Annotated in this window: 20 protein-coding genes; 11 read left to right on the forward strand and 9 right to left on the reverse strand. The window is 70.5% G+C overall.

Annotated features, from left to right (window positions below; translation table 11 throughout):
* The first annotated feature begins 22 nt into the window (after window positions 1-22).
* The gene (locus ABIE44_RS08595) at window positions 23-352 is read left to right on the forward strand and encodes a DUF6457 domain-containing protein (RefSeq protein WP_209719466.1); all 330 of its coding nucleotides are present in this window, start codon (window positions 23-25) and stop codon (window positions 350-352) included.
* Window positions 353-380: 28 nt separating this feature from the next.
* Window positions 381-1,358, forward strand: a complete 978-nt coding sequence (locus ABIE44_RS08600; protein ID WP_209719463.1) for an NAD(P)H-quinone oxidoreductase — start codon at window positions 381-383, stop codon at window positions 1,356-1,358.
* On the opposite strand, the gene ABIE44_RS08605 is transcribed toward ABIE44_RS08600, so the two are convergent.
* Window positions 1,355-1,891: a hypothetical protein gene (locus ABIE44_RS08605; protein WP_209719460.1), complete on the reverse strand. Its 537-nt coding sequence runs from the start codon at window positions 1,889-1,891 to the stop codon at window positions 1,355-1,357. The two genes, ABIE44_RS08600 and ABIE44_RS08605, sit on opposite strands and share 4 nt — an antisense overlap.
* Before the next feature lie 62 nt (window positions 1,892-1,953).
* Between ABIE44_RS08605 and ABIE44_RS08610 the strand changes: the two genes are divergently transcribed.
* Window positions 1,954-2,514, forward strand: coding sequence for a bacterial proteasome activator family protein (locus ABIE44_RS08610; protein WP_354437940.1), 561 nt, complete (start codon window positions 1,954-1,956; stop codon window positions 2,512-2,514).
* 2 nt (window positions 2,515-2,516) lie between these two features.
* Here ABIE44_RS08610 and ABIE44_RS08615 read toward each other — a convergent pair whose 3' ends face one another.
* The 3 genes from ABIE44_RS08615 to ABIE44_RS08625 are packed head-to-tail and all read right to left on the reverse strand — an operon-like array spanning window position 2,517 to window position 4,181.
* The gene (locus tag ABIE44_RS08615) at window positions 2,517-3,068 is read right to left on the reverse strand and encodes a hypothetical protein (protein ID WP_209719457.1); all 552 of its coding nucleotides are present in this window, start codon (window positions 3,066-3,068) and stop codon (window positions 2,517-2,519) included.
* A complete protein-coding gene (locus tag ABIE44_RS08620) occupies window positions 3,068-3,343 on the reverse strand; it encodes a 4a-hydroxytetrahydrobiopterin dehydratase (RefSeq protein WP_209719454.1) in 276 nt (91 codons plus the stop codon). Before ABIE44_RS08620 ends, ABIE44_RS08615 begins: the two co-directional genes overlap by 1 nt.
* A gap of 10 nt (window positions 3,344-3,353) precedes the next feature.
* Window positions 3,354-4,181, reverse strand: a complete 828-nt coding sequence (locus ABIE44_RS08625) for an HAD family hydrolase (protein ID WP_209719451.1) — start codon at window positions 4,179-4,181, stop codon at window positions 3,354-3,356.
* A 60-nt stretch (window positions 4,182-4,241) separates the two neighbouring features.
* Here ABIE44_RS08625 and ABIE44_RS08630 point away from each other — a divergent pair, with 60 nt between their 5' ends.
* Window positions 4,242-4,817, forward strand: coding sequence for a TIGR03086 family metal-binding protein (locus ABIE44_RS08630; RefSeq protein WP_209719447.1), 576 nt, complete (start codon window positions 4,242-4,244; stop codon window positions 4,815-4,817).
* A gap of 54 nt (window positions 4,818-4,871) precedes the next feature.
* On the opposite strand, the gene ABIE44_RS08635 is transcribed toward ABIE44_RS08630, so the two are convergent.
* The 3 genes from ABIE44_RS08635 to serS are packed head-to-tail and all read right to left on the reverse strand — an operon-like array spanning window position 4,872 to window position 7,509.
* Complete coding sequence (locus tag ABIE44_RS08635; RefSeq protein ID WP_354437941.1) at window positions 4,872-5,375, reverse strand: GNAT family N-acetyltransferase; 504 nt, start codon at window positions 5,373-5,375, stop codon at window positions 4,872-4,874.
* On the reverse strand, window positions 5,363-6,196 hold the full coding sequence (locus ABIE44_RS08640; protein ID WP_209719444.1) for an HAD family hydrolase: 834 nt from the start codon (window positions 6,194-6,196) through the stop codon (window positions 5,363-5,365). Before ABIE44_RS08640 ends, ABIE44_RS08635 begins: the two co-directional genes overlap by 13 nt.
* A gap of 8 nt (window positions 6,197-6,204) precedes the next feature.
* On the reverse strand, window positions 6,205-7,509 hold the full coding sequence (gene serS / locus ABIE44_RS08645) for a serine--tRNA ligase (RefSeq protein WP_209719441.1): 1,305 nt from the start codon (window positions 7,507-7,509) through the stop codon (window positions 6,205-6,207).
* A 46-nt stretch (window positions 7,510-7,555) separates the two neighbouring features.
* On the opposite strand from serS, the gene ABIE44_RS08650 reads away from it, so the two are divergent.
* Genes ABIE44_RS08650 through ABIE44_RS08665 form a run of 4 tightly spaced genes read left to right on the forward strand, consistent with a single transcriptional unit; the run spans window position 7,556 to window position 12,595 of the window.
* On the forward strand, window positions 7,556-9,841 hold the full coding sequence (locus tag ABIE44_RS08650; RefSeq protein WP_209719438.1) for an FdhF/YdeP family oxidoreductase: 2,286 nt from the start codon (window positions 7,556-7,558) through the stop codon (window positions 9,839-9,841).
* A gap of 2 nt (window positions 9,842-9,843) precedes the next feature.
* Window positions 9,844-10,518 carry a phosphatase PAP2 family protein gene (locus ABIE44_RS08655; protein WP_209719435.1) on the forward strand — a complete coding sequence of 225 codons (675 nt, stop codon included), beginning with the start codon at window positions 9,844-9,846 and terminating at the stop codon, window positions 10,516-10,518.
* 9 nt (window positions 10,519-10,527) lie between these two features.
* Window positions 10,528-12,114: a bifunctional phosphatase PAP2/diacylglycerol kinase family protein gene (locus ABIE44_RS08660; protein WP_354437942.1), complete on the forward strand. Its 1,587-nt coding sequence runs from the start codon at window positions 10,528-10,530 to the stop codon at window positions 12,112-12,114.
* Window positions 12,115-12,124: 10 nt separating this feature from the next.
* On the forward strand, window positions 12,125-12,595 hold the full coding sequence (locus ABIE44_RS08665) for a nitroreductase family deazaflavin-dependent oxidoreductase (RefSeq protein WP_209719432.1): 471 nt from the start codon (window positions 12,125-12,127) through the stop codon (window positions 12,593-12,595).
* Window positions 12,596-12,608: 13 nt separating this feature from the next.
* On the opposite strand, the gene ABIE44_RS08670 is transcribed toward ABIE44_RS08665, so the two are convergent.
* Window positions 12,609-13,010, reverse strand: coding sequence for a DUF4446 family protein (locus ABIE44_RS08670; protein ID WP_354437943.1), 402 nt, complete (start codon window positions 13,008-13,010; stop codon window positions 12,609-12,611).
* 64 nt (window positions 13,011-13,074) lie between these two features.
* Here ABIE44_RS08670 and ABIE44_RS08675 point away from each other — a divergent pair, with 64 nt between their 5' ends.
* From ABIE44_RS08675 to ABIE44_RS08685, 3 genes are all read left to right on the forward strand, one after another.
* Entirely contained in the window at window positions 13,075-13,935 is an 861-nt protein-coding gene (locus ABIE44_RS08675) for a prephenate dehydratase (RefSeq protein WP_209719424.1), read from the forward strand.
* Window positions 13,936-13,957: 22 nt separating this feature from the next.
* Complete coding sequence (locus ABIE44_RS08680) at window positions 13,958-14,569, forward strand: TMEM165/GDT1 family protein (RefSeq protein ID WP_209719421.1); 612 nt, start codon at window positions 13,958-13,960, stop codon at window positions 14,567-14,569.
* Window positions 14,570-14,634: 65 nt separating this feature from the next.
* A complete protein-coding gene (locus tag ABIE44_RS08685; RefSeq protein ID WP_209719418.1) occupies window positions 14,635-15,837 on the forward strand; it encodes an arginine deiminase in 1,203 nt (400 codons plus the stop codon).
* 140 nt (window positions 15,838-15,977) lie between these two features.
* Here ABIE44_RS08685 and ABIE44_RS08690 read toward each other — a convergent pair whose 3' ends face one another.
* Entirely contained in the window at window positions 15,978-16,925 is a 948-nt protein-coding gene (locus ABIE44_RS08690) for a DUF5926 family protein (RefSeq protein ID WP_209719415.1), read from the reverse strand.
* Window positions 16,926-16,929 lie beyond the last annotated feature (4 nt).

Below are 16,929 nucleotides of genomic sequence, written 5' to 3' on the forward strand. Positions count from 1 at the left end.
CGGCCTGGGTGATCGTTGTCAGGTGAACCTGCACGACTGGATCGACGAGCTCTGTGACGCGCTGGACGTCGAGATCGATCTCGACGAGGCGCTCATCCTCGACGTGGCCAAGGACGCCGCGCACAACGTCGAGCGCCCTGCGGCACCGATCACCACCTTCCTGCTCGGGTACGCCGCGGCGCGCTCGAACGGCGACCCGGACAAGCTCGAGCAGCTCGCCGCTGCCGCGACCGACCTCGCCCTGCGCTGGGACAAGTCCTCGGACTCGATCGCGCACGAGGACGACGACGTGGACGTCGAGATCGACGACAGCGCGGAGATCGACGACGAGTACGAATCCGCTGGCGCGTGAGCTGACGGCGGCTCGCTAGCCTCGACTCATGTTCGCAGTCATCGCCCCCGAGCCCGGCGGCCCCGAGGCCCTGGTCCTCACCGATCTCCCCGACCCGGTCGCAGGTCCCGGCGAGGTCGTGCTCGACATCGTCGCCGCGTCGCTGAACCGCGCCGACCTGCTGCAGCGGCAAGGCTTCTACCCACCCCCGCCCGGCGCCAGCGACGTGCTCGGCATGGAGTGCGCCGGTCGGGTGCGCTCGGTCGGCGAGGGTGTGACCGACTGGTCCGTCGGGGACGAGGCGTGCGCACTGCTCTCCGCCGGCGGGTACGCCGAGCAGGTCGCCGTCCCGGTCGGGCAGCTGATGCGCGTGCCGACAGGGCTCACCCTGACCCAGGCCGCGGCGCTGCCGGAGGTCGCCGCCACCGTCTGGTCGAACGTCTTCATGATCGCCAACCTGCAGCAGGACGAGACCTTCCTGGTCCACGGCGGCGCCGGAGGGATCGGCACGTTCGCGATCCAGCTCGCCAAGGCGCTCGGTGCGCGGGTGCTCACCACCGCCGGCACCGCCGAGAAGCAGGAGCTCTGCCTCTCCCTCGGCGCCGACCGAGCGATCAACTACCACGACGAGGACTACGTGCAGATCCTCACCGAGGCCGGCGGAGCCGACGTCATCCTCGACAACATGGGGGCGAAGTACCTGGACGGCAACGTCCGCGCGCTCGCCACCGAGGGGCGCCTGGTCATCATCGGCATGCAGGGTGGCGTCAAGGGCGAGCTCGACATCTCCGCGCTGCTGCGCAAGCGGGGAGCGGTGATCGCGACGTCGTTGCGCGCGCGCCCGAGCGAGGAGAAGTCGGCGATCTGCCGCGGCGTCGAGGAGTACGTCTGGCCCTTGGTCGAGGACGGCTCGATCAGGGCGATGGTCGATGCGACCTTCCCGCTCGCCGAGGTCGCCGAGGCACACCGGCTGATGGACTCCGGCAGCCACACCGGGAAGATCGTGCTGCTCAACGCGGAGCGCTAGGCGGCACGCTTCACGACGTACGTCACCGAGATCTTGCTGTCGGCGCGGACGACGTTGACGCCGACCTCGTACTTCGAACTCCGGAAGATCGCGGTGCTCATCTGGTCGACGCTCATCCCCGGCGTCGCGGCGAACCCCTTCGCCTTCAGCGACCTGGTGATGTCGGCCATCACCGAGGCCGGTGACCCGCTGTCGAGCTGGAGCAGCACCGTGTAGGAGTACGGACCGGCGGCGTTGCCCTTGGTGCCACCGACGACGTCCCCGTCGACGATCGGGATCTCGTCCTTCGGGAAGCCGTCCGGCAGACCCTTGCCGACGACGGTCTCGCCGTCCTCGTTGGTGATCTTGATGCCGTCGCCGTCACCGTCGACCTTGGCGGTGACCTCACCGCTCGCGTCCGGCAGGACGACCTTCGTGGTGCCCTCGTCCGACGCCTTGGGCTTCTCGGAGTCGTCGTCCCCACCACAGCCCGAGAGGACGAGAGCGGCGGTCAGAACAGCAGCGAGGGCACCCAGCCGGGTCCGCGAAGTCATGCCGGTATTCAACCAGTTGTCCGCCGGACGGAGGTCTGGATGGGAGGGCTAGGCTCGTCGTCATGTCGAGCCAGCAGCCCGAGAACCCGTCCGACGCGCAGGACCCCCGCGTGATGATCATCGACCCGGAGGGCGTTCCTGCTGCCGACGGCAGCGGGGACGGGCACGAGGACGGCGAGCAGGTCACCGACCTGGTCGAGGAGCCCGCGAAGGTGATGCGGATCGGAAGCATGATCCGGATGCTGCTCGACGAGGTGAAGGCGGCGCCGGTCGACGACGCCGGGCGCGACCGTCTGGCCGGCGTCCTCTCCACCGCCATCTCCGAGCTCAAGCAGGGCCTGGCTCCCGAGCTCGGAAGCGAGCTCGACCGACTCATCGAGCCGTTCGGCGGTACCACGCCGTCGGAGTCCGAGCTGCGGATCGCCCAGGCTCAGCTGGTCGGTTGGCTCGAGGGCCTGTTCCACGGGATCCAGACCGCGATCTACGCCCAGCAGATGGCCGCGCGCGCCCAGCTCGAGCAGATGCAGCGGGCCCTGCCGCCGGGCGCGATGCCGCCAGCGGGCGGCGCGTCCGACCAACCGGACGCAGCCGCGCAGAACAGCTCGGGCGGGATGTACCTCTAGCCTCAGGTCTTCTGGCGCAGGTACATCAGGCCGCCCAGCACGAGCGCCAGCACCGCGCCGGTGCCCAGCACGGTCCACACCGAGGTGCCGGCGATCTGGTCGTCGTCGGTCGGCCCGGGCTTGCTCGGCGGCGTGACGAACGGGCCCGTCGGCTCCCCGGTCGCGTCAGCCACCTCGGCCGCCGTGGTGGCGTCGTACGGCTCGGAGCCGCTGCACAGCCCGACCCGCATCTGGCCCGGGTGCTCGCCGTTCGCGAACAACAGGTAGCGCTGCTTCTCCGCCAGGTTCTCCAGGCCGCAGGACGCACTGCTCGCCGAGGTGCGGAGCTTCTCGAACTCTGCTGCCTTCCCCTTGTAGACCTCCCGCACGTCCACGCCGTACGTCGTCTCGATGCCGTTGCTCGCCTTCCAGGCGATGGTCGCGTCCATCACGGTGTCGGCGCCCTCGGCCTTCTCCACCGCGGACAGCGCCGCACAGCTGCACGCGAACGCGGCCGTCGGGGTGAGCAGCAGCAGGCCGCAGACCAGGCCGAGGGCGAGCAGGATCCGCTTCATCAGAGCAGGCCGTCGATCGTGCGGGCGAGCTCGAAGTCCTGCTCGGTCAGCCCGCCGGCGGAGTGGGTGATGAGCCGGAAGGTGAGCGTGCGCCACCGGATGTCGATGTCGGGGTGGTGATCGGCTTCCTCGGCGTGGCGTCCTACCGCCGCGACCAGGTCGAGGCCCTCGAGGAACGACGGAGCCTCGACGGTGCGCACGATCTCCTCGCCCTCACGGGTCCACTCCGGGACGGTCGTCAGGGCCTGGTCGACTTCAGCGGGAGAGAGCACCATCCGTCCATCCTCAACCCGGTGCCGGAGACGTGTCGAGGAGGCCCTCCATGACCTGGGCCACACCGTCCTCGTCGTTGCTCGCTGCGAGATGGGTAGCGACAGCGCGGACACTCGGGTGCGCGTTGGCCATCGCGTACGACGTGCCTGCCCAGGACAGCATCGGCAGGTCGTTCGGCATGTCGCCGAGAGCGACCACCTCGGCCGCGGTGATCCCGCGCTCCGCGCAGAACAGCTCCAGCGTCGAGGCCTTCGTGACGTCGTACGCACTGATCTCGAGCAGGGTCGTCGTCGAGGACCAGGTCACCTCGACGAGGTCGCCGACGGCCTCGACCGCGCGATCCCAGTACTCCTGCGGGTCGAGCGACTCGTGCCGGGCCAGCAGCTTGAAGGCCGGCCCGGTGAGGATCTCCGCCGCGGTGCCGCGGACGCTCCCCGGCGGGAGCGGGTAGCGCTCCATGAAGCCGTGCTCCAGGGCGATGCCGGCGAGGGTCTCGACCGCGAAGTGCGAGTCCGGTACGGCGGCGCGCAGCCGCTCGGCGACCTCGAGCGCGACCGCCGGCTCGATCGCCCGGGTGCGCTGGACGGCCGAGCGGGCGACGTCCCAGACCAGGGCGCCGTTGGAGACGATCGCGAACCCGTGACGACCCACGTAGGAGAAGACCTCCTCGGCCCAGCGCAGCGGGCGACCGGTCACGAACACCACGTCGACGCCGGCCTCCTCGACGGCGATCAACGCCTCCGCCGTCCGTGGGGAGACCGTGCCGTCGCTGCGCAGCAGGGTGCCGTCCAGATCAGTGGCAACGAGCCGGACCGGCCCGGGGCGAGGAGCGGAGGACACCTCGCGAGCCTAACCGTCGACCCCTTGACGCTTACTAAACCATTCGGTTGAATACGTGCCATGACCGATCCCTCAGCAGAGCACCGCGCCGTGGCCGGGCAGTTCACCGAGCTGGTCCGCTCCGCCGCCCCCACGACGTGGGACGACCCCGCTGCCGTCGACGGCTGGAACGCGCGCGACGTGGTCCGGCACCTGGTCGAGTGGTTCCCCGCCTTCCTCGAGTCGGGCGCCGGCATCACCCTGCCCCCGGTCCCCGCCGTGGACGAGGATCCGGTGCGCGCGTGGACCGCGCACGCGGACGCCGTCCAGGCCCTGCTCGACGACCCGGCGACGTCGGACAAGGTGCTGAGCAACCCGCACCTCGGCGACGTCCCGCTGGACCAGGCCGTCTCGCGGTTCTACACCGCCGACGTCTTCATGCACACCTGGGACCTCGCGCGGGCCACCGGCCAGGGCGTGGCGCTCGACGAGGAGCGCTGTGCCGAGATGCTCGCCGGCATGGAGCCGATGGACGAGATGCTGCGCGCCTCGGGTCAGTACGGGCCGAAGGTGCCGGTGCCCGACGACGCCTCCGCGATGGACCGGCTGATGGGGTTCATCGGGCGCGACCCGGGGTTCCGTTCCCCGGCTGGCTGAGGGGCGGCCGCGCTGGCGCAGGTTGCGCCGGCGCAGGTTGCGCCGGCGCCGCGGTCAGCCTGCGGGCAGCGGTCGGACCATCACGAGGTTCCCCTCGTCGTCCGACCCGCGCAGCGAGGTGAACCCGCACTTCGCGAGCACCCGGACGCTCGCGCGGTTGGCCGGCTCGACGCTGGCACGCACCCGGATGCCGAGAGCGTCGGTCTGCTCGAGCAGTCCGCGCACCGCCTCGGTCGCAGCGCCGTGCCCGCGAGCATCGGTCACCAGGCCGTAGCCGATCTCGACCTCCGCGACACCGTCGTCGGCCAGAGCCGGCGGTCCGAAGAAGCCGATCGAGCCGACCACGAGCGAGTCGAAGGCCCGGACGACGTGCCGAGGGCCCCAGGGCGACCCCTCCGCCGGGACCAGGGAGCACGCGTCCAGGTCGTCCTTGCGCGGGTAGGCCGGGTGGAAGTTGGGCCCGCGCCCCCCGGCGAGCATCGCGCGCGCCTCGTCGGGCGTGATCAGCTCCAGGCGCAGGCGCACCGTGCGGAGGACCGGGTCGATCAGGGGAACCAACGCCGCAGCTCCAGAGCGGCGCCGTCCTCCTGGACGGTCGCCGTCACGTGGTCAGCGGCGTCGTGCACGACCTGCGGACCCTGGCCCATCGCCACCCCGCGGCCGGCCCAACCCAGCATCTCGATGTCGTTGCGCCCGTCGCCGATGGCCAGCACGTCGGCCGCATCGACACCGAGGTCGCGGCACACCCACTCCAGGCCGCTGGCCTTGCTGACGCCTTCCGGCGCGAGGTCGAGCCAGGCGGTCCAGCCGATGAAGTAGTTGGTGCCGTGCAGGCCGAGCTGCTTGGCCAGGTTCACGAAGTCCTCGGACGTCGAGTCCGGGTCGCGGATGATCACGCGACTGACGTCGGTGGAGATCATCTCTTCGAGGTCGCAGATGATCATCTCGCCGTCGAGCTCCCCCTCGGGGAACAGCCGGTTCACCCGGTAGCCGACGCCGTGCTCCTCGACGGCGACCGCCGCGGCGGGCACGTGCTCGAGCACCGTGCGGACGGCGTCGCTCGCGTCGAAGCGGATCTCGTGGACCACCTGCATCGGTGCGTGCCGGAAGACGACCGAGCCGTTGGACGCGACGACGTGCAGACGCTGGCCGGTCAGGTCGGCGACGAGCGCCGTCAGACCCAGGCGATCGGCGACGCCCGCCATGCTCAGCGGCGCCCGGCCCGAGGCGAGCACCACGTGCGCGCCCGCACGGGCGGCAGCCAGGACGGCGTCGGTCACCGCCTCGGTGACGACCTCGGAGCTGAACCCGTTCTCGAAGTCCGGGATCAGCAGGGTGCCGTCGATGTCGAGGGCGACCAGCTTGGGCTTCCAGGTCATGGTCTCGACTACGCTCGACCGGCCGCGACGTCTCGACCAGCCGGGTTCACCGGCTCGAGGACCTCGCGTCCGAGCCACTTCTGCAGTGCCTTCGGGACCCGCACCGAACCGTCCGCCTGCTGGTGGGTCTCCAGGATCGCGACGATCGTCCGCGTCATCGCGCAGAGCGTGCCGTTGAGCGTCGAGATCGGAGCCGTGCCCTCCTCGAACCGGCCGCGGGTGTTGAGCCGCCGGGTCTGGAACTCGGTGCAGTTCGAGGTCGAGGTCAGCTCGCGGTACTTCCCCTGCGTCGGGATCCACGCTTCGCAGTCGAACTTGCGCTGCGCCGAGAGGCCGAGGTCGCCCGCAGCGACGTCGATGACCCGGTAGGCCAGCTCGAGCTTGTCGAGGAAGTCCTTCTCCCACTGCAGGAGGCGCTGGTGCTCGGCGTACGAGTCCTCCGTCGTCGTGTAGACGAACATCTCGACCTTGTCGAACCAGTGCACCCGGATGATGCCCTTGGTGTCCTTGCCGTGCGACCCGGCCTCCTTGCGGAAGCACGGGCTGAACGCGGCGTACCGCAGCGGCAGTGCAGCGCCGTCGAGGATCTCGTCGGAGTGGTACGCCGCCATCGGCACCTCGGAGGTGCCGACCAGGTACATGTCCTGGCCCTCGATCCGGTAGACGTCGTCCGCCGCCTGCCCCAGGAAGCCGGTGCCGGCCATCGCCTCGGGCTTGACCAGCGACGGCGCGATCACCTGGGTGAAGCCTGCTTCGCGGGCCTGCTCCATCGCGAGGTTGATCAGGGCGAACTCGAGCTCGGCGCCCACGCCGGTGAGGAAGTAGAAGCGCGATCCGGAGACCTTGGCGCCGCGGTCGAGGTCGATCGCGCCGAGCATCTTGCCGAGCTCGATGTGGTCGCGGGGCTCGAAACCCTCGGCCACGAAATCACGTGGAGCGCCGATGGTCTCGAGGACCACGAAGTCCTCCTCGCCGCCGGCCGGCGCCTCTTCGGCGGCCGGGTTCGGGATCGCCAGCATGGCGTCCTGCCAGGCCGTCTCGGCCTCTCCCTGCGCCGCCTCGGCGGCCTTGACCTCGGCCGAGAGCGCCTTGGTCTTCTCCAGCAGTGCTGCCTTCTCGTCGCCCTGGACCTGCGGGATCTGCTTGCTCAGCGCCTTCTGCTCGGCCCGCAGCGCCTCGAAGGTCGCGATCGCGGCGCGGCGCGCGTCGTCCGCCGACAGCGCCACGTCGACCACGTCGTCGGAGAGACCACGCTTCGCCTGGGCGGCACGAATCAGGTCGGGGTTCTCTCGGAGCACGCGGGGATCGATCACACGAGTGAGGATATCGGTCGCTCCGGTCATCGAGCACAATGACTGGATGACGCGACGCCCACCTCGGGACGACCCGGACGACAGCGACCTCGAGGTCGGGGCGCGCAAGCACGGGGCAGCCGGGTTGACCGCCGTCACCAAGGCGCTGCAGATGTCGAACGACCAGATGGGCGTGCGTCGTACGGCCCTGACCCTGGCTCGGATCAACCAGAAGCACGGCTTCGACTGCCCCGGCTGCGCCTGGCCGGACCCCGAGCACCGCAGCCCGGCCGAGTTCTGCGAGAACGGCGCGAAAGCGGTTGCCGAGGAGGCGACCCTGCGACGGGTGACGCCGGCCTTCTTCGCCGAGCACCCGATCAGCGACCTCGCCGAGCGGTCGGACTACTGGCTCGGCCAGCAGGGACGGATCGTCGAGCCCGTCCACCGCGCACCCGGCGCCGACCACTACCGGCCCATCTCCTGGGACGACGCGTTCGCCCTGATCGCCGAGCGCCTCCGCGCACTGCCCAGCCCCGACGCCGCGTCGTTCTACACCTCGGGCCGCACCTCCAACGAGGCGGCGTTCCTCTACCAGCTGATGGTCCGCCGCTTCGGGACGAACAACCTGCCGGACTGCTCGAACATGTGCCACGAGTCCAGCGGCGCTGCCCTCGCGCACTCCATCGGGATCGGCAAGGGCTCGGTCTCGCTGGAGGACGTCCACGCCGCCGACCTGATCCTCGTGGTCGGTCAGAACCCGGGCACCAACCACCCGCGGATGCTCAGTGCGCTGGAGAAGGCGAAGAAGAACGGTGCCCACATCATCACGATCAACCCGCTCGACGAGGCGGGCCTGAGGCGCTTCCGGAACCCCCAGTCGCCGGTCGGTCTGGTCAAGGGCACCGAGCTGGCCGACGAGCTGCTGCAGATCCGGCTCTCCGGCGACCAGGCCCTGTTCGCCGCCCTCGCCAGGCTCACCGTCGACGCCGGTGCGGTCGACACCGACTTCGTGACGACGTACTGCTCGGAGTACGAGGAGTACCTCACCCACCTCGAGGACCTCGACTGGGACACCGTGCTCGCCGCCACCGGTCTCGAGCGCGCCCAGATCGAGTCGCTCGCCGAGCGCTACCGCAGCTCGGACCAGGTGGTCGTCTGCTGGGCGATGGGGTTGACCCAGCACCGCGACGCTGTCGCGACCATCCAGGAGATCACCAACCTGATGCTGCTGCGCGGCAACATCGGCAAGCCCGGGGCCGGCCTGTGCCCGGTCCGCGGCCACTCCAACGTGCAGGGCGACCGGACGATGGGCATCTGGGAGAAGGCACCGGAGGACTTCCTCGCCGCCCTCGGTGCGGAGTTCGGTTTCGAGCCGCAGCGCGAGCACGGCCTGGACGCGGTCGACACCATCCGCGCGATGCGGTCCGGCGACGTCCGGGCGTTCTTCGGACTCGGCGGCAACTTCGTCGCGGCGACCCCGGACTCCGAGGCCACCGCGGCCGCCATGTCAGGACTGGACCTGACCGTCCAGGTCAGCACCAAGCTCAACCGGTCGCACGCGATCTGCGGGACCGAGGCACTGATCCTGCCGTGCCTCGGACGGACCGAGCGCGACGAGCAGGCCTCCGGCCCCCAGGTCGTCAGCGTCGAGGACTCGATGGGGATGGTGCACGTCTCCCGTGGCCGCCTCGACCCGGCGGGCGAGGACCTGCGCTCGGAGGTCGCCATCGTGAGCGGCCTGGCGGCCCACCTGTTCCCCGACGAGGCCGAGGACTGGGCAGCGCTCTGCGCCGACTACGACCGGATCCGGGACCGGATCGCGCGGGTGGTCCCCGACTTCGAGGACTTCAACGAGCGGGTGCACCAGCCGGGCGGCTTCGCGCTGCCGCACCCGCCCCGGGACCGGCGCGAGTTCCCGACCGAGACGGGCCGGGCCCGGTTCACCGTGAACGAGCTCGACCCGCTGGTGGTCCCCGAGGGTCACCTGCTGCTGCAGACCGTGCGCAGCCACGACCAGTTCAACACCACCATCTACGGGCTCGACGACCGCTACCGCGGCATCAGGGCCGGGCGCCGGGTGGTGTTCGTGAACCCCGACGACCTGGCCGCCCTGGGCATCACCGACGGTGACCTCGTCGACCTGGTGAGCGTGTGGAGCGACGGCGAGCGGCGGGCCGAGGAGTTCCGCGTCGTCGCGTACGCGACCGCCCGCGGGTGCGCCGCGGCGTACTTCCCGGAGACGAACGTGCTCGTGCCGCTCGACGCGGTCGCTAAGGTCTCCAACACCCCGGCGTCGAAGAGCATCGTAGTCAGGATCGAGCAGCGCGCCGGCCGGACGGGGGCAGCACAGTGATCGTGACCGAGGCGAGCAGACGACGCCTGGCCTGGTGGATCGTGGGGTGCACGACGGTCCTGGTCGCGCTCACGGTCCTGGCCGTCCTCGGTTCCGACGCGATGGACAAGATCGACCACGCCATCGGCCGGGAGCCCCAGGACCTCACCGAGGACAACCGCAGCACCCTGACCGTCTGGAAGTGGATCGGAGAGGCGACCGCACCCCCGTGGATCGTCCTGTACGGCGCCGCCGGCGCCGGGTGGTTGATGTCGCGCCACCTCTACCGACCCGCCGCGTGGGCCATGGTGACCCTGGTAGTGACCGATCCCCTCACCCGGGGGCTCAAGGACGTGGTCGAGCGGCAGCGCCCGCACTGGCGCGAGCCCGTCGAGATCCTGCACAGCTACTCGTTCCCCTCCAGCCACGCCACCAGCGCGGCGGCGGCGGCCGGTGTCGCCATCGTGATGGCGGTGACGTTGGTCCGCGAGGTGCGGCGACGGAGGCTGATCATCGCGGCAGCCCTGGCGCTGGCGCTGCTGGTCGGCGCCGACCGGATCTTCCTGGGCGTGCACAACTTCTCCGACATCATCGCCGGTTACCTCTTCGGAGCGGTGGTCGTGATGAGCGGTCTGCTCGCGCTCGGGGACCCTGACGGAGCCGGTGACGCCGATCCTGCGACAGGGCCCGCCCGGTAGCATCCGGACGTGATCGATTCCCCTCAGCAGCGGCAGAAGGCGCAGCTCCTGGCGCTGGTCAGCTCGGCCGCTTACGTGCTGCTGATGTCGCTCGTCGGCCAGGACGCCCAGGGGATCCTCGACCTCGACCGCACCCTGGGCCAGGACCCCTACGAGTTCACCCGGGACCACGAGTGGGCCCGTCACCTCTTCCTCGGGATCGGGCACGCGACCGCGTTCTGGCCGATGTTCGGGCTCACGGTCGTCGTCGCCGTCGCGCTGTTCGCGAAGAACCACCGGCGGGCCGCGATCTGGGTCGTGATCGTGATGACGTCGACCTCGCTGATCACCACGCTCTGCAAGGTCGTGATCGACCGGGACCGACCGTTCCTCGACGACCCGATCGACGTGCTGACCAGCTCCTCCTTCCCCTCGGGCCACTCCAGCTCGATCGCTGCCGCGGCCGGCATCGCCATCGTGCTCGCCCGGATGCTCGTGCGTCGCCGGGGCCTGCGCCGCCTGACCTACGTGCTCGCGCTCTCCGTCGAGCTGCTCATCGGGATCGACCGGATCTTCCTGGGCGTGCACAACTTCTCCGACGTCGTCGGGGGTTACCTGCTCGGGGCCGCCACCGTGCTGCTGGCCCTGCTGCTCTTCGACCCGCAGCCGCGGTCCACCGCCCTCAAGGCCGACCCGCTGCCGGAGACCGTCCCGCCGAGTCGTCGCAAGGTCGCCGCGATCCTCAACCCGATCAAGGTCGACGACCCGGCCGGCTTCCGGGCGATGGTCGAGCGGATGGCGACCGAGTCCGGCTGGGCCGAGGTCGCGTGGTGGCACACCACCGCGGAGGACACCGGCTACTCGATGGCCCACGAGGCGGCCGTGTCCGGCGCCGACCTGGTCATCGCGATCGGCGGCGACGGCACCATCCGCGCGGTCTGCGAGGAGCTTGCAGGCACGGGCATCCCGGTCGGAATCATTCCGGCCGGCACCGGGAACCTGCTCGCCCGCAACCTCTCGATCCCGCTGTACCTGCGGGCCGCGGTCGACGTCGGCCTCAACGGCCAGGACCGCGCCATCGACATGGTGCGGGTCTCCGGCGACGAGATGGAGGACGCGACCTTCCTGGTGATGGCCGGGATGGGCTTCGACGCCGCGATCATGGAGGGCGTCAACGAGGACTTCAAGAAGAAGGTCGGCTGGTTGGCCTACGCCTGGTCCGGTCTGAAGGCGCTGATGTTCCCGGCCATCAAGGTGGAGATCTCCATCGACGGCGGCGAGTTCACCAAGCACCGCGCCCGCACGATCGTGATCGGCAACGTCGGCAGCCTGCAGGCGGGCATGCCGCTCATCCCCGATGCCGAGATCGACGACGGCCAGCTCGACGTGGTGCTGCTCTACCCCCGGCGGTTCCTGTCCTGGCTGCCGCTCGCCGCGAGGATCCTGACGAAGAACAAGCGCACCGACGCCAGCCTCACCCGGATGACCGGCCACACGGTCGTCGTACGGGCCTCCGCCGCGGCGCCGCGACAGCTCGACGGCGACCTGATCGAGCCCGGTCGCGAGCTGCGCGCGGAGTGCGACCACGGCCGTCTGCTCGTCCGCGTCCCCCGTTAGTCTCACGCCCATGGCAAACGTGCTCACGCCGGTGGCGATCTGGATCGGCGGGCTCTCCTGGGTGCCGCGGTTCCTCAAGCAGATCACCGCGATGGACAAGCTCCTCGCCCGGATCACCCGCGGTCGCTGGACCTTCGTCCGGATCGCCGGGCTCACCAGCCTGATGCTCACCGTGGTCGGCCGGAAGTCCGGTGTCGCCCGCTCCACGCCGGTGCTGTGCGTCCCGTACCAGGGCGGTCACCTGATCGCCGGCTCCAACTTCGGTGGTCCGAAGGAACCCGTCTGGGTCCTCAACGTGCGCGCCGCGCAGACCGTCGAGGTCGGCATCGACGGGGCCACCCACACCGCGGTCCCCCGTGAGCTCGCCGGAGCCGAGCGCGACGCCGCGTGGACGGCGATGCTGCGCACCTGGCCCAACTACGCCAAGTACGCCGAGCGCGTGGACCGGACCATCCCGGTCTTCCTGCTCGAACCGAGATAGTCCCCACCTGGGACTACCGACCCCGGGCGCGCTCGACGGCGTCGGACTCCTCGGGGGAGAGCGGCTGCTCGCAGACCCAGCCGGTGATCGTCTTCGCGTAGGTGCGTGCCTCGGTACGTCCGTGGATCGAGGTCAGCACGGTACCGTCGCCGCGGTCGTCGAGCAGCGCCAGCGACCAGGAGAGCTTGCCGCCCGTGTCCTCGAACGCGTCGTACCGGACGACCGCGAGGTTCTTCAGCGCCGTCGCCGCCTCCGCGCGCAGCGCGGCCACCTCGTGCCGCAGGCCGAGCGCGTCCTCGGGCAGGTCCGAGACGTCGCCCGGGTCGCGGCGCGAGCGTCGCACGCGCGGCGCCAGCTCCAGACCGAGTGCCGCCAGCGCGACGAGGAGCGCGAGGACCGAGACAGTGAGGCTCACGCTGACCAACCCTAGGCGCGAAACCCGGTCCTCCCCCGGCGGCGTGCCGTGGGAGCATCGCCCTGTGACCGAACAGCCTGCGACCCCACAGCGCCGCATCGCCTACCAGGGCGAACCCGGCGCCAACTCCCACCTGGTGTGCAAGCAGCACTACCCCGACTGGGAGCCCGTCCCGTGCGCGTCGTTCGAGGACGTCTTCGCGGCGGTCGAGGGCGGCGACGCCGAGCTCGCGATGATTCCGATCGACAACTCGATCGCCGGCCGGGTCGCCGACATCCACCACTTCCTGCCGTCCTCGAGCCTGCACATCATCGGCGAGCACTTCCTGCGCGTGCAGTTCTCCCTCATGGTCGTCCCCGGTGCGAGCCTGGAGACGATCAAGACGGTGCACAGCCACGTGCACGCGCTCGGTCAGTGCCGGCGGGTGATCCGCGAGCACGGGCTGAACCCGATCATCTCCGGCGACACGGCCGGCGCTGCGCGCGAGGTCGCCGAGGCGAACGATCCGACGCAAGCCGCGATCGCGCCCCCGCTGGCTGCGGAGATCTACGGTCTGGAGATCCTCGCGAACGACGTGGAGGACGAGGACGACAACACCACCCGCTTCGTCGTGCTGTCTCCCGACTACGTCGAGGCGCCCCGGGGCAACGGTCCGGTCGTCACCAGCTTCATCTTCAACGTGCGCAACCTGCCGGCCGCGCTCTACAAGGCGCTCGGGGGCTTCGCCACCAACGGCGTGAACATGACCAAGCTCGAGAGCTACATGGTCGACGGGCAGTTCACCGGCGCGACGCAGTTCCTCGCCGAGGTGGACGGCCACCCGGGCGACCCCGCGCTGAAGAACGCGCTGGAGGAGCTCGCCTTCTTCACCACCGAGGTCAAGGTGCTCGGCGTCTACCCGGCATCCGACTTCCGGAGCAGGTAGCACCGGTCCGTAGATTGGCCCCATGGACATCGCCGTCGTCGCCCTCAGCTTCGCAGCGATCTTCGTGGTCGAGCTCCCCGACAAGACGTTCATCGCGGCGCTGGTGCTCTCCACGCGCTACCCCGGCCGCTTCGTCTGGATCGGCGTCGGTCTCGCCTTCCTGATCCAGACGCTGATCGCGGTGAGCGTCGGTCGGGTCATCACGTTCCTGCCCGACACGGCGGTCAAGGTCGTCGCCGCCGTGATCTTCCTCGCCGGCGCGATCCTGCTGTTCCGGGAGGCACCGAAGGCCGATGCCGAGGAGGCCGGGACCGAGGACGAGTTCGCCGCCAAGGCCGACGCCCGTGCCGCCAAGACCGGTCTGGCTGCGATCGGCGCCTCGTTCATCGTCCTGTTCGCGGCCGAGTGGGGCGACCTGTCCCAGCTGCTCACGATCAGCCTGGTCAGCAAGTACGACGAACCGGTGAGCGTCTTCCTCGGGGCGTGGCTCGCCCTGCTGGCGGTCTCCGGCCTCGCGGTGCTCGCGGGGCGCTTCCTGCTGCAGCGGATCCGGCTCTCGCTGGTCTACTACCTCGGCGGCGGTATCTGCCTGATCCTCGAGGCGCTGACGATCTACGAGATCGCGTTCTCCTGACGACGGCACCCCGGCCCGTGCTCGTCGTCGGGGTCGACAGCCACCGCTGCAACTAGGCTCCTGGCATGTCCCTTCACAGTGGTCGTTCCTGGGGAGCCAGCAGCGAGGTCGGTCGGCTCCGCACGGTGATGCTGCACCGACCCGGACCCGAGCTGAAGAGACTGACCCCGCGCAACAACGACAAGCTCCTCTTCGACGGCATCCCCTGGGTCAGCCGGGCCCAGGACGAGCACGACGCCTTCGCCGCAGCCCTGACCGACCGCGGCGTCGAGGTCCTCTACCTGACCGAGCTGCTCACCGAGGCGCTCGCGGCGGACCCCGGAGCCCGCGAGGACGCGATCACCGACGTCCTGGGGTCCCTGCACCTCGGCGACACCCTGCGCACCTACCTGCGCTCGGTCCTCACCGACCTGAGCCCGGAGGCGCTGACCCTCGTCCTGACGGCCGGCCTGCGCAACGACGAGGTCCGCGGCGGCTTCGGTCTGGTGACGTCGCTCCTCGCCGACGACGACTTCCTCATCGACCCGCTGCCCAACCTGCTCTTCACCCGCGACTCGAGCGTGTGGATCGGCGACCAGGTCGCGATCACCTCGCTGAAGATGCCCGCGCGCGAGCGGGAGAGCGGGCTGACCGACCTGATCTACTCCCGGCACCCGCGCTTCGCGGGCGCACCGCGGATCCACGGACCGCACCACGAGTACGTCGAGGGTGGGGACGTGCTGCTGCTCTCCCCCGGCGTGATCGCGGTCGGGGTCGGCGAGCGCACCACCCCCGCCGGCGCCGAGCGACTGGCCCGGCAGGCCTTCGACCGCGGCTTGGCGCACACGCTGCTCGCCGTACCGATCGCGCAGGAGCGGGCGACCATGCACCTGGACACCGTGGCGACGATGGTCGACGTCGACAAGATCGTGATGTACCCCAACGTCGCCGACCGGCTGCAGGCGTACGCCGTCACCGGCGACGGGGAGGACCTCGAGGTCGCTGCTGCGGCACCCTTCCTCGAGGCCGCGGCCCGGGCGATGGACATCGACGTGCTGCACCGGATCGACACCGGCCTGGACGCGGTGACGGCCGAGCGAGAGCAGTGGGACGACGGCAACAACACCCTGGCCCTCGCGCCCCGGGTGGCGGTCGCCTACGAGCGCAACCTCGAGACCAACACCCGGCTCGAGGCGGCGGGCATCGAGGTCATCGCGATCGCGGGGTCCGAGCTGGGCTCGGGGCGGGGCGGCCCGCGGTGCATGAGCTGCCCGGTGCTGCGCGACTGAGGTCCGATCGACACGCGACCGACGCGGGAATTGAAAGACCCGGCCGATGTTGACGGGGGATGCAACACCGACCGGGCAAATCAGACTCTAGAACACGTCATCGAATTGTGCCAAGGATTGCGAAACTCGGCTGTACCAGTTCAGCGGATGGTGAGCTGACGGCTGGTCAGTCCGGCCCGCGCGGAGCGCTCCGCGGTCTCCAGCGGACGGGCGTCCGCGAGCGTCGCGCTGATCTTGGCGGCGAAGTCCGCCACCGGGCCGACGAGGGCCTCGGCCCCGGTGCCCTGCGGCAGGTCCCACACCGGGACGAGCACGCCGTGCGCCCGGAACATGCCGATCAGCTTGCCGCCCTCGACCAGGTGGTCCTCGCCGGCGGCGTGCAGCCGGGCCAGCGCGTCGAGCAGGACGTCCTCGTCCTCGGGCCGCACCCAGCGCAGGTACTCCCGCTCCCCGAGAGCCGTCCAGTACGCCGAGTCGACCCCGTCGAGGCGGACCGTGGGCGCCACCGCGGCGTTCGCCTGCTCCAGCACCGCGGCCATGCTGCCGTCCGCGTCGTCGAGTCCGTCGAGCCAGTAGTCGAAGCCGTCGTGCACGGTGACGACCAGGTCGCCCTCGACCAGGTCCTGCAGCGTCGGACCCTCACCGGGATTCTCGGTCAGGCCGACCATGGTGCCGGGCTCCGCCTCGAGCGCGGCGTTGAGCACCGCTGCGAGGTCGCGGCTCGGGTCGCCGTACGCGTGCTGAACCTGGAGGCCCAGGAAGATCGAGCCGTTGTCGCGGACCAGCGCGGGAACCGCACCGGGGAGCAACGAGCAGAGGGTGACGGAGCGGTCGCTGCCCTTGACCTTCAGGGGCGCGGTCGCGGCGGGCACGAACTCGCGCAGCGCGATCAGGTCGCTCTCGCCGGCGAGACCGGCGAACGGCCGCGCGCTGAAGACCGGCGGCGGACCGGACGGGTTGCCGTGGCAGGACTTGTACTGGCGGCCCGAGCCACAGGGGCACGGTTGCCGGGGGCCGACCGCACCCGGGGCGGCGCCCTCGGCGGAGGCTGCTGCGGAACGTGCCTTCTTGCGAGAACTCTTACCCATGGGT

The organism is Marmoricola sp. OAE513 (genome assembly GCF_040546585.1).
GTDB lineage: Bacteria > Actinomycetota > Actinomycetes > Propionibacteriales > Nocardioidaceae > Marmoricola.